This is a genomic window from Ruminococcus gauvreauii (assembly GCF_025151995.1).
GTDB classification, from domain to species: Bacteria; Bacillota; Clostridia; order Lachnospirales; family Lachnospiraceae; genus Ruminococcus_G; species Ruminococcus_G gauvreauii.
On the sequence record NZ_CP102290.1, the window covers coordinates 437,503 to 449,131 of the forward strand.

Below are 11,629 nucleotides of genomic sequence, written 5' to 3' on the forward strand. Positions count from 1 at the left end.
GCTGTACTTTTATTTATGTTTTACATTTATTGTCCCATATAATCATATTCTGACCACTGCAGTCCGAGTGCTTCCGCCGCTCTTCCCGCATCATTAATATCGATCAGGTCCGCGATCATTCCAAGTATCATGTCAGACGCATCAGCTGATCTCTGACAGGAATAAAATTTACCGTCAGAGATCCACCCGGTATCCCGCGTCCAGTAAATCCCTGCAGTAAACATCCGCTTCCAGTTGTCACCGCTGGCGAACTCTGCAACCGTCCTGTGGTATAACGCCCCCGTCTGCGCAAGGACAGCCGAACCGCTCCCTACCATTATGACTGTACCGGCTGCGCCGGCGGCTTCTTTAATGAGTCTCAGCGTGTCCTGTTCCTGCAGGATCAGGCGCCTTGCACCCTTTCCTCCCGGAATCAGCAGAATATCTCCCCCTGCATTTTCCTCCAGTGGTTCCGTCCACACCTTAACATCCTGCAAACTATTGATAATCCCACCTGATGCGGAAAGATAATTCATATAAAAATGTTCCGGCAGTTTTCCCAGAATACTGACCGGCACAAACGCATCCATTGTTTCAAAGCTGTCATACAGCAGAACATTTACCACCATAATATTTTCTCCCTTCTTTCCCCGTATGAAACAAAAAAGCAGTTACAGCTTTCCTCCATAACTACTTTTTTATCGGGATGTTCCGTCACCAAAATTTTTTTAACGAGTGAATTCTAAAGTGACATTATTTGTGATTTTATAATATCAGATTTCTGAAGGGATACAAGCCTGTACCGGGGATATAAAATTAATTATTTTCATATACGAATATCCGCCGTTTAAACGTTATATTTTGATATTTTCTCTGCATCCCCCGGATAATTTGTGCACCTGCAAAACAAAGACCGGGACAAAACAAAGCCGCTGCCTCACGGCAGCGGTCCTCTGTTCTATTCAGCCACAGTCTCATCCATCGGAGTGATCACGATATTCTGCGGTTCTACACCGGTCTTTCTCTTGACAGCGTCTTCAATCTGTGCCAGCTGTGATGACTCCAGATCAGCAGTCGGCACCATAACATCCGCCGTATCGCCATTCAGATTGACAACTACATTTTCAAAGCCCTTCGCTTCCAGCAGGGATTCCGCTGCCGCCTCTTTCTCAATGCGGTCCGTCATCGTCACCATGCTCTCTACCGCGGACTGTTTTTCCTCCTCGGACAGTTCTTCATTGTTAATAATCTCCAGCAGAGTTTCCTTATTCTGAGAACGTACCTGCTCCCGGCTGATCTTAGCCTGCGCCACGTATGTAGATGCTCCGGTCAGCACTGCCTCGCCCGGTGTCTGGGCCGACGCATCCTCAGAATCGGCATCTGAAGCGTTAACATCTGCAGAATCAGCGTCGGCATTTTCTTTCTCAGCCGCCTCCGCGATCTCGTCTGTCAGATCATAATCAAGACTTTCGATCTCCTCCGTGATATCTCCGATATCGGCTGTCTCCTCTGTTTTTTCACTGTTGTCCGAACTTTTCGCACTTTGTGTTTTCAGTCGTGAATCCGAATAATTAATATATCCGGCGACCGCTATCATAACCGCCAAAGCTGTAATAATGATCTGATTTTTTTTGAATATCTTTTTTTTCAACGACATTCTCCTTCACTTCATTTTCATCACTTTTATTTTATGTGCGTCTACGTGAAATAATGCCATGACTGCTTCCTGAATTTGCTGTACGATCACCGGGTCATTTCCTCCCTGCGCCACCACGACGACTCCCCGTATCTCGGGCGTCGTCTCTGAAACAACATACGGCGTCTGATTTCCCTCACCGTCCTTCTGATATACAGTCGCTTCCTCTGAACTGCTGTTTTTTGAATCCTGCTTTCCTCCCTGGCTGTCTTCCTGTGATGTCATGGAATCATTGGCGGGCGTATCCTTTTCAACGATTTTCCTGCCTGTTGTCTCCAGCGTGATCGCCGCGGTAACCGCGCCGACGCCTTCCACCTGCTGCAGTGTCTCCACAAGCTGGCGTTCCAGCTGCTTTTGAATGGTTTCTTCCTGGATTTCTGCTTCCTGTACCGGTGTGCCGGCCTCTTCTTCCGGCTTCGTGACTTTTGTCTTCTTTGTCGGCAGCAGCACAACGATCAACAATCCCAGAATCAATACAAACACCAGGATCTGTTCTTTTTTCAGCTCCTTTATCCGGGTCCTAATCCGCTCTTTCATCCTTTCACCATTCACCCTATACTAATACTTATATGCGCAGCATCTATCTGATATACATCAGCCAAACGCTTTCGGATCTCCTCTGCGGCCGGATCCTGTTTTTCGTGTTCCGGGTCGATTTTAATCTCTCCGACTGAAATGCGGCCGCTTTCCTCCTGCGATACTGCCTGTATATGAATATTCTCCACCTCAATCATCTCCCCCTGTTTTAATGTTACCTCTATGTCAGCCGGATACAGACCGTAATCACCCAGCATCTCCTTGATTTGTCCCTTAATCTCCTCACGGCATGCATACAGCAGATATTCATCGCTCTCCTGCGTGAACACCACCTCGGTGCGCCGCGCCTCTTCCCATGCCACTTTCATCTCCTCAGTCTGGAAGAATTCCTGCAGATCTCTCTCTGAATGAAAGAACTGAAGCACAGGTGTCAGGATAATGACTACCAGCAGCATCCCCATGAAATTCTTTATATACATCTGATACTGTTTTTGTGGTACAAGGTTCATTACGATCGAATACACAAGATAATAGCACACCAGATTCCGCATCCAGCTGTATACCGTTTCCGTCATATTTTTTCTCCTTCACTGCAGCGAGTTTGCCAGAATGACGATGGTAAGAAGAAACATAACCTGCGTTGTAAACAGTACCTTCAGCAGGAGTCCGCATCCCTCTCCCATCGCGTGAAAGCATCCCACCAGCCGTGAATCACAGATCGGCTGGATCACAGCGCCGATAAACTTATAGATAAGTGCATTGAACCCGAGCCTGATCACAGGCGCGATCGAACATACAATCAACACGATCAGGGCAGTCACGCCAAAACAGTTGCGGATGAGTACGGCAGATCCAAAAATAATCTCTGTAACCGCGTTGACCGCATTGCCTACTCCCGGTATCACACTGACGGTTTTTCCGAGGACGGAGCGTTTCAGAGAGTCAACAGCGGGCGCTACCAGGCTCTGTATGATCTGCATTCCGACAATGACCGTCAACATGCTTTTCTGCGCCCAGAGAATCGCTGATTTCAGCAGTTCGGATATTCTGGAGAGCATCTCCTCTTTCGTCAGCAGGTTTATGAATTCCAGCAGTACGTAGATATGTATCGCCGGTATCATCATGTTCACCAGGAGATACTCTACACAGAATATCACAATCAATATGATCTGATAAAAAACTGTAGCCGAAGTCACGCCCGAGGCTGCTGTGATCGCAATATAGTAAGAAGGAGCCAGGGCCTGCATAAAACTGACGATTCCCTCAAGCGTTGTATGCAGACCATCGCTCAGCTGTCCAAACGCCTTCAAAAGCAGCACGAACACCAGAAGGTAGACGAGATAAAAGCAGATGTCCCCCATTTTCTCGTTGTCAAATATATGCACAAAACTTGTCAGCACGGCTCCCGCAAATGCCAGAAGCAGGACCTGTCCCAGCACACTGCGGCCCTGCTCGAACTCCGAAAACAAACTCTCCTTGAGTATCTCACCAAACCACTCAAGGCTGAAGGGCGTTTCTCCCTTCAGCAGTTCTTTCATCGCATCCAGAAATGAAAAGCTGCTGTCCTCTAAAAGCTCGTCCATGATCTCCTGCATCTGCCGGGTGTCCATGTCATCGAGCAGTTCATCCTCATATTCTTCACTGTCTGTCAGCTGGTCATCGCTGCTTCCGGCGGCTGATGCCCAGCAGGTGACCGAAAGCAGCGCCATCATCATAAGCCAGACCCCGGGCATGACAATCAGCAGCATACGTCTTCTCTTTTTTCGCTTCTTCATGCCAGGAATCCCTGAATCACATCCAGGAGCGTCAGCAGAACCGGCATGGAGATCACCATGAGTGATAATTTGCAGAAAATTTCAATCTGTGATGCGATCGCGCCGTACCCGGCGTCCTTGCAGAGGCTGGATGAAAACTGGCCGATATACGTAAGCCCGATCATTTTCAGAAGTATATTGAGATAAGAAGCATCTACCGGAAGATTACTCTGAATCTTCTGCAGAGACTCCACCAGATAGGACACCTTGGAGGTCGCAAGCAGCAGGATGCACAGGCCGCATGCGAAACTGATATAAAAAGAATATTCCGGTTTACACTCTTTCAGAAGGATTCCGAGAATCATTCCGGAAAACCCCAGTATAGAAATTTTGATAATATCCATAACTTATCCCTCCGCTACAGTGAAAACAATTGACGGACGCTGTCAAACAGCTCATTAATATAGGGAATGATCCAGAACAACACGATAATCAATCCTGCCAGACTAGTCAAAAATGCCTGCTCGTCCCTTCCGCTGTGTTTCAGCACCTGGCTCAGCACAGATACAAGTATCCCCACTGCTCCGATCTTAAAAATAATACTGACTTCCACATTCCTCCTCCTTTATCAAAGCAATAGAATACCGAGAAATGCCCCGCCCAGAATCCCAAGACTCCGAAACAGCCTCTGTTTTTCCGGCAGCTGAGCCTGCAGATTATGAATCACAAGCGCAAGCTCTTCCAGGTAATGTTCCAGGATCTGTTTCTGCATCTGCTTTGAGGCGTTTCCCATCATATCTGCCAGCTGACACAATTCACGGATATCAGAGGATTGCAGGCTGCTGCCTTCCAGATGTTTTGTCGCCTCCCGGACGAAGATTTCCGAAAAAGAACGTCCCGTATAAGAATCCAGCTGTTCACACAGACTCTTCAGAAACCCGGCAAACGGTTCTTTCGCCCGGCTGCCGACCGTTCGTATCGCCTCAGGCAGCGTCACATTGAATGTGATCTCATGCTCCAGCAGCATCACGAGACGCTGCCACTCCCGAAGCTGCAGCAGCCGCTTTTTCATGTCGGCACTTTTTAAGAGCCCCAGGCTGCAGCATGAAAAAACAACAGCAGCAATACCTATCATTTTTATCATAGGACTGTTTCCCTCCGGTAAAGACATGTTCCCCTCTCATCAAATATCGACCGTATCTCCCCCGCTTTTTTCTGATTCTGGAGAACTATGTATCTCTCAAACACTTTCTCATTTACAAGCCGTTCCAGTAGCGGTTTCCGCTTGATGTCATCCACAGAACTGCCATGTACTGTCGCAAGGAGCTTACATCCACAGTTGATGACCGTCTCGATGGCATGGATGTCCTCATAGCTTCCAATCTCATCCACAGCAATGATAGACGGTGACATGGAACGCACAAGCATCATCATCCCCTCCGCTTTGGGACAGCCGTCCAGAACATCCGTGCGGATCCCGATGTCATTCTGGGGAATCCCGAGATAACAGCCGCCGATCTCTGACCGCTCGTCCACAACACCGACGGTACACCCCGGCCGTTCCCTGCTGCCGTCTGACAGCTGCCGGATCAGATCTCTCAGTATAGTCGTCTTTCCGCAGCGCGGCGGTGATATGATCAATGTATGATGAATACCTTTTTTATCGGAGACATACGGCAGGACTTCCGTCGCGCACCCTTTTATCTGGTGTGAAAAACGAATATTGATAAAGGAAATGTATTTAATACTCTTCACTTTATTTCCATCAACCACTGTTTTTCCGGCAATGCCCACACGATGTCCGCCCTGAATCGTCAGATATCCCTGACGTATCTCTTCCTCATATGCATAGAGCGAGTAGCCTGACACATATTCCATCGTCTCTTTCACATCTTGGGATGTGACACGGTAAGCTTGTTCCACACTCCCGCAAAGTGCTCCGTCTCTGCCGATAAAATATTCTGTATCGCAGTAATTGATTGCGAGCGGTGCGTGAATCCGAAGTCTGATTTCCTGCAGAAGTTCAAATTTCAGCTCTATTTTTCCCAGCACACTGCGTATTTCTCCCGAAAATAATTTTAAAACCTCATCTCTTCTCATCTTGTTCACCTCTTAAAATAAATATATGAGGCGAATCCTGATTTAGAATAAAAAAGAGGATGCAGTATCACTGCATCCTGTCATCTTCAAATAATTCCCGATCATCTATCCTGCATATCTTCAGTTTCATCGGCTTTTCAGACCAGATGGCACAGCTGAAGCCATCCGCCAGTTCAAAATGGCAGCTAAAGCCGTCCTTACGGTCAATCTTTTTCAGATTCTCTGTGATACCCGTGCCTTTCCACTTGAGGTAACTCTCCTTCTCCACCCACCGGTCAAAGAAGTACCTCCCGGGATCACTACTGTTTTCCATATCCTTTTTCTCTTCCGCCGTCAGCGCTTTTTCCGCCAGCCGCCGGTAATCAAGCTCCCTGCGAAACTCAATGTCCACGCCCATCGGCACAGACCCGACCGCACACACGGCATAACCCCCGGAATGGCTGATGTTAAAATGTACTCCGGGACAATTCACGAGATAAGGCTTGCCTGATGGGCCCCGCTCTGTAAGAACCTCCCCCGGTCCAATCCCGAACATATCCCTGAGCCCGTATTTCAGCAGCCTCAGACCGGCTGTGTGTTCCTGTTTCCTGCCGCTGCGCTTTTGGCTCTCCGGGATCTTTACCGCATATATGGCGGTCACTTCGTTACACACGTCTCACTTTCCCTCATCACTTCCTCCAGAAACCTGGACGGCTCCTGTTTTTTTTCATATTTCTTTTTCGTACTGAAAAGATGCAGCGTCTCTGACGCCCTCGTCATCCCCACATACAGAAGCCTTCGCTCTTCTTCAACCTCTTCCGGGAGCACAGCTTTGTGGTAAGGTATCGTTCCCTCATTGATATCCATAATATACACATGCGGATATTCCAGTCCTTTCGCACCGTGCAGCGTGGAAATCGTGATTCCGCCCTCCTGCTTCTTTGATTTCTGTTTTCTGAGCTCGAGGGTATAGTCCTGAATATAGGTGCACCACTCTTCGAAGGTCCGGTACTTACGCGCGCTCTGTTGAAGTTCATCCATTACGTCGTTCAGCTCTTCCGGCTTCATCTTACGATACCCGGCATATTCACGGATGTATTCATTATAACCGATACCGCAGCGGATATAGTTGATCGCCGCAAACGGCGGCATGCCCGCCAGGATCTTCAGGTCTTCCTCCAGTTTTTCAATCCTGTCACACATCCAGTCTTTTCCTTCATAGAACTGATACAGATGTTCGAAAGAGACTTCGCTCTCGTACAGCGCTTCCCTGGAAATATATCGGTTCGGCTTGTTTGCGATCTGAAGAAAGTCACTGCGCTGTCTTCCCCCCTTCGAAAGGCGGAGGTAGGACAGGATATGTACCGCGATCCAGTGTTCAAAAATATTGGGCAGGCCGTCTTTTACAGTAAATGGAAGATTATACTCCATCAGTCTGGAGACCGTGGGTCTGCTGCCCATGTTGGTGCGGAACAGCACGGCAATATCCTCACATGCCCCTCCGTTTTCTATCAGCTTTCGAATGCTCTCAAGCAGGTAATCCGTCTCTGCATTTTCATCCGGAAAAGTACACATCTCCACCGCTTTTCCTGCGGCGTTCGAAGTAGTCAGCTGTTTCTCAAACCGGGCAGAATTATGGCGGATCAGTCTCTGTGAGCACTTCACGATCGACGCGCTGCATCGGTAATTCTGATGCAGGATGATAGTTTTTCCAGACGGATAATCTTTCTGGAACCGAAACATCATCTCCGGCTTTGCTCCCCGGAAACGGTAGATCGACTGGTCGTCGTCCCCCACCGCAAACAGATTATTCTGCGGTGCAGCGAGCATTCTGATGATCCGGTACTGAAGCATATTGATATCCTGGAACTCGTCAATCTGAATATACTGAAAGTGTTCCTGCCATTTTTTCAGGATATCCGGACGCTTGATGAACAGCTCATAGCAGTATACCATCAAATCATCAAAGTCCAGCAGTTTTTTCCCGCAGAGGATCTCATGATACTTCCGGTAAATCTGCCGGAACATCTCCTCCGGGCAGCTTCCGGAATAGAAATGGTCAAGCGGCATCTGCTCTGTCTTTACCATGCTGATCTCCCGCTGAAGAAGCTCCAGCACATCCCTCTCATCCTCCGCTTCCAGGCCGCTGCCTGCAAGGAGTTCTCTTATTATCCTCTTTTTTTCTTCCTCACTGATGATATTACGCCCGCTCAGCCCATACGCCTGTTTCAGTATCCCATAGAAAAGACCGTGAAATGTCCCGAAGTGAACATTCGTATGTACAGCACCCCGCATACGTAAAAAGCGCTCCTTCATCTGGCTGGCAGCGGCTTTCGTAAAAGTCACTACCAGGATAGAAGAAGGAGACACTTTGTATGTTTCCGACAGATATGCAGTCCTTGCTGTGATCACAGCTGTTTTTCCTGATCCCGGTCCTGCCAGTACCAGCAATGGACCCTCTACATGATGGACTGCCTCTGTCTGTTCCTGATTAAATGTCATTAGCTTAACTTCTCGATCGCCGCCCGGATGCGCATGATTGTTTCCTCTTTTCCGAGTACTTCCATAATCTCCGTCGCACCTGCCGGTGTCATCTGTTTTCCTGATACTGCCGTTCGGATCGGCCACATCACAAATGCGTTTTTATAACCTTTATCCTTTACATACTCCGACAGTCTGGCATAGAGGGCATCATTGCTGTAATCATCCTGGCTTTCCAGCAGCGGCAGTACTTCCTGCAGAACACTCAGAGACGTCTCACTGTTTGTCTTTGATTTTTTATGCGTATACATGGACACATCATACTCCGGAACTTCTTCAAAGAAATCGATCAGCACTTTGATATCCGGATAAGTCTCAATTCGCGTCTTTACCATGGATGCGATCTTTTTCAGGTCATAATCTTTCGTGATCACTTCTTTGATACTGGGCAGGGCCTTTTCGTAGAAATCCTCTTCTTCCATTTTCTTGATATACTCACCGTTCATCCATTTCAGTTTGACCATGTCAAATACTGCCGGAGATTTGCTCATATGGCGGTAATCAAACGCCTCCACCAGCTCCTGAAGAGAATATATCTCGCGGTTTTCCTGAGGGCTCCATCCCAGAAGCGCCACATAATTGATAACTGCCTCGCTCAGGAATCCCTGTGAGATCAGATCCTCATAGGAGGAATGACCGCTGCGCTTGCTCAGCTTCTGATGTTCTTCATTCGTGATCAGCGGGCAGTGAACATAGACCGGTACTTCCCAGCCGAACGCCTCATACAGGCGGTTGTACTTCGGAGCAGATGACAGATATTCATTTCCTCTTACCACGTGAGTGATCCCCATCAGATGGTCATCCACGACATTTGCGAAATTATATGTCGGATAACCGTCAGACTTGATCAGTATCATATCGTCAAGTTCTGCATTCGGAACGGTAATGTTTCCATAGATTTCGTCATGGAACGTTGTGGTCCCTTCCTTCGGCATGTTGATGCGAATCACATAGGGCAGCCCTTTATCCAGTTTTTCCTGAACCTCTTCCGGCGTCAGGTGCAGACAGTGTTTGTCATATACGACGATATCCTTATCAGCCACACAGGTTCTGAGAGACTCGAGCCGTTCTTTATTACAAAAACAGTAATATGCGTCCCCCTGATCAATCAGCTGTTTTGCATATTTCATATAGATACCCCGGGCATTCCGCTCACTCTGCACGTATGGACCGCAGTCCTTCTCCCTTCCGGGTCCCTCGTCCGGAATCAGCCCGGTATGTTCAAGCGTCCGGTATATGATATCCAGCGCTCCCTCCTGAAAACGTTCCTGGTCTGTATCTTCGATCCTTAGCATAAAGTCTCCGCCCGCGTGTTTTGCGATCAGATAAGCATACAGTGCTGTACGGAGATTGCCCACATGCATTTTCCCGGTAGGACTGGGGGCAAACCGCGTTTTTACCTTTGTCATAATTCGTGTCTCTCCTCGTCAACTGTTTTTAAGCTTTAAGAAAGGCGTGGATTATTCTTCCACACCTTTTGTCTTTAAATATTCGACCACATCGCCGACTGTCAGCAGATCCGTCAAATCCTCAGATGGTATCTCGATCGAGTACTCTTCCTCCAGTGCCATAACCAGTTCAAACAGATCCAGTGAATCAGCACCCAGATCATCCTTGAATGATGTATCCGCAAAAATCGTATTGGCATCACAATTTAATTGCTCAGCAATAATTTCTTTCATTTTCTCAAACATATCCCGCTCTCCTTTATTCTCATTAAAAATTACTATATTATGGTCAAAGCATAGCTAGATTTTTATTATTTGTCAACCCATTTTTACAAATCGGGGCCGTATTTTTTTTACCTGCTTTTTTCCTGAAATTTAATCCCTCTCGATACACTGAGCGCAATCCCCATCTCCGTCATCAAAAACAGTACAGAGGTTCCCCCATAGCTTATGAATGGAAGCGTGATACCCGTCGTCGGGATCACATTGATCACAACACAGATATTCAGGATGACCTGCAGCGCAATATGCGCAAAAATCCCCGTTACGATCAGCGAACCGTACAGATCCCGTGCATTCTGTGCAATAAAAAACAAACGGTACAGCAGGTATGCAAACAGCAGGAGCAGCATCACGCCCCCGAAAATCCCGAGCTCCTCACAGACGATCGAAAAAATCATATCGTTCTGCGCCTCCGGTATGGTCCCCAGCTTCTGTGCGCTGTTGCCAAGCCCTTTTCCGAAAAGCCCGCCGGATCCGATCGCATACAGTGCCTGCATAACCTGATATCCGCCGTCGGCAGAGTATTCTTCCGGACGCAGCCATGCCAGCACGCGCCGGATACGGAAGCTCTGGCTGTTGTCGATCGTCGCTGCCAGATATCCGATAAAGATCGCCAGTATCCCCGCACCTGCCCCTGCAGTCGCGACGAACGGCGCTGTTTTCGGATGTGAGATAAAGATCAGGATGACCGTGATCCCTCCGATGATCAGACCGGTGCTCAGGTTATCCGTCAGGATATACGCACCGCCTGCCTGGAGCGCCCCCAGGAACAGGAGCACGGCCACCGCCTTTAGAGATTTCGCCTTTCTCCCCATGCTGATAATCACCACGGGCAGATATGTGATCACCGCAATCTTGGCGATCTCGGACGGCTGAAACTGAATACCGAGCTTCAGCCAGCGCCTGGCTCCGTTTACCTCAACGCCGAGCGGTGATTTTACAAGCGCCATCAGGACAAATGCCATCACAAAAATAAATCCGGACAATTTGATCAGTATATGGTAATCGATCCTTGACAGGATGACTGCAACCATAACGGACGCCAGGCTGATGAGTGCCTGTCTCCGGAAATAATACATATCATCGCCAAATTTCATATTTGATTCATAGGAACTGGTGCTGTACAGCATGACCAGCCCGAAACAAATCAGCAGAATCACGACTGCCAGCAGATTATAATCATAATAATCCGCCTTTTCACGCATTTTTTTGATAAATCCAGCAATTGCCTTGCGCATATGTAACCTCGTTTCTGTCATTCACGGATCTGTCTGACCCCAACATTATCAATTCATCATTATAACATCAAATGC

At 48.0% G+C, this 11,629-nt stretch carries 14 protein-coding genes; all 14 read right to left on the minus strand.

The genetic code is table 11. The features are described from left to right. Window positions 1-26 precede the first annotated feature (26 nt). Entirely contained in the window at window positions 27-608 is a 582-nt protein-coding gene (locus NQ502_RS02115; RefSeq protein WP_028528071.1) for a DJ-1/PfpI family protein, read from the minus strand. Between the two features lie 329 nt (window positions 609-937). After that, window positions 938-1,630: a SpoIIIAH-like family protein gene (locus tag NQ502_RS02120; RefSeq protein WP_260046585.1), complete on the minus strand. Its 693-nt coding sequence runs from the start codon at window positions 1,628-1,630 to the stop codon at window positions 938-940. Window positions 1,631-1,642: 12 nt separating this feature from the next. Then, entirely contained in the window at window positions 1,643-2,212 is a 570-nt protein-coding gene (locus NQ502_RS02125) for a hypothetical protein (protein WP_028528069.1), read from the minus strand. 11 nt (window positions 2,213-2,223) lie between these two features. Then, entirely contained in the window at window positions 2,224-2,787 is a 564-nt protein-coding gene (locus tag NQ502_RS02130) for a stage III sporulation protein AF (protein ID WP_028528068.1), read from the minus strand. 12 nt (window positions 2,788-2,799) lie between these two features. Next, complete coding sequence (locus NQ502_RS02135) at window positions 2,800-3,987, minus strand: stage III sporulation protein AE (RefSeq protein ID WP_028528067.1); 1,188 nt, start codon at window positions 3,985-3,987, stop codon at window positions 2,800-2,802. Next, window positions 3,984-4,370 (minus strand): SpoIIIAC/SpoIIIAD family protein, encoded by a 387-nt coding sequence (locus NQ502_RS02140; protein WP_028528066.1) that lies wholly within the window; start codon window positions 4,368-4,370, stop codon window positions 3,984-3,986. The genes NQ502_RS02135 and NQ502_RS02140 overlap by 4 nt, the downstream gene beginning before the upstream one ends. A 14-nt stretch (window positions 4,371-4,384) precedes the next feature. Further along, complete coding sequence (gene spoIIIAC, locus NQ502_RS02145) at window positions 4,385-4,579, minus strand: stage III sporulation protein AC (protein ID WP_028528065.1); 195 nt, start codon at window positions 4,577-4,579, stop codon at window positions 4,385-4,387. A gap of 15 nt (window positions 4,580-4,594) precedes the next feature. Next, on the minus strand, window positions 4,595-5,110 hold the full coding sequence (locus tag NQ502_RS02150) for a stage III sporulation protein AB (RefSeq protein ID WP_028528064.1): 516 nt from the start codon (window positions 5,108-5,110) through the stop codon (window positions 4,595-4,597). Then, a complete protein-coding gene (spoIIIAA, locus tag NQ502_RS02155; RefSeq protein ID WP_028528063.1) occupies window positions 5,107-6,066 on the minus strand; it encodes a stage III sporulation protein AA in 960 nt (319 codons plus the stop codon). The genes NQ502_RS02150 and spoIIIAA overlap by 4 nt, the downstream gene beginning before the upstream one ends. 67 nt (window positions 6,067-6,133) lie before the next feature. Continuing rightward, the gene (locus tag NQ502_RS02160) at window positions 6,134-6,718 is read right to left on the minus strand and encodes a 4'-phosphopantetheinyl transferase family protein (protein ID WP_148511904.1); all 585 of its coding nucleotides are present in this window, start codon (window positions 6,716-6,718) and stop codon (window positions 6,134-6,136) included. Then, complete coding sequence (locus NQ502_RS02165; RefSeq protein ID WP_028528062.1) at window positions 6,703-8,547, minus strand: ATP-dependent helicase; 1,845 nt, start codon at window positions 8,545-8,547, stop codon at window positions 6,703-6,705. The genes NQ502_RS02160 and NQ502_RS02165 overlap by 16 nt, the downstream gene beginning before the upstream one ends. Further along, window positions 8,547-9,995: a glutamate--tRNA ligase gene (gene gltX / locus NQ502_RS02170; protein ID WP_028528061.1), complete on the minus strand. Its 1,449-nt coding sequence runs from the start codon at window positions 9,993-9,995 to the stop codon at window positions 8,547-8,549. The genes NQ502_RS02165 and gltX overlap by 1 nt, the downstream gene beginning before the upstream one ends. Window positions 9,996-10,046: 51 nt before the next feature. After that, entirely contained in the window at window positions 10,047-10,280 is a 234-nt protein-coding gene (gene acpP, locus NQ502_RS02175) for an acyl carrier protein (protein ID WP_028528060.1), read from the minus strand. A 107-nt stretch (window positions 10,281-10,387) separates the two neighbouring features. Beyond that, entirely contained in the window at window positions 10,388-11,554 is a 1,167-nt protein-coding gene (locus tag NQ502_RS02180; protein WP_187374514.1) for an FtsW/RodA/SpoVE family cell cycle protein, read from the minus strand. Window positions 11,555-11,629 lie beyond the last annotated feature (75 nt).

Bases quoted from the DNA above. Each gene is read 5' to 3' on its own strand.
- NQ502_RS02115 (WP_028528071.1), bottom strand. From the start codon at position 608: ATGGTGGTAAATGTTCTGCTGTATGACAGCTTTGAAACAATGGATGCG.
- NQ502_RS02125 (WP_028528069.1), bottom strand. From the start codon at position 2,212: ATGAAAGAGCGGATTAGGACCCGGATAAAGGAGCTGAAAAAAGAACAG.
- NQ502_RS02130 (WP_028528068.1), bottom strand. From the start codon at position 2,787: ATGACGGAAACGGTATACAGCTGGATGCGGAATCTGGTGTGCTATTAT.
- NQ502_RS02135 (WP_028528067.1), bottom strand. From the start codon at position 3,987: ATGAAGAAGCGAAAAAAGAGAAGACGTATGCTGCTGATTGTCATGCCC.
- NQ502_RS02140 (WP_028528066.1), bottom strand. From the start codon at position 4,370: ATGGATATTATCAAAATTTCTATACTGGGGTTTTCCGGAATGATTCTC.
- NQ502_RS02150 (WP_028528064.1), bottom strand. From the start codon at position 5,110: ATGATAAAAATGATAGGTATTGCTGCTGTTGTTTTTTCATGCTGCAGC.
- spoIIIAA (WP_028528063.1), bottom strand. From the start codon at position 6,066: ATGAGAAGAGATGAGGTTTTAAAATTATTTTCGGGAGAAATACGCAGT.
- NQ502_RS02165 (WP_028528062.1), bottom strand. From the start codon at position 8,547: ATGACATTTAATCAGGAACAGACAGAGGCAGTCCATCATGTAGAGGGT.
- gltX (WP_028528061.1), bottom strand. From the start codon at position 9,995: ATGACAAAGGTAAAAACGCGGTTTGCCCCCAGTCCTACCGGGAAAATG.
- acpP (WP_028528060.1), bottom strand. From the start codon at position 10,280: ATGTTTGAGAAAATGAAAGAAATTATTGCTGAGCAATTAAATTGTGAT.
- NQ502_RS02180 (WP_187374514.1), bottom strand. From the start codon at position 11,554: ATGCGCAAGGCAATTGCTGGATTTATCAAAAAAATGCGTGAAAAGGCG.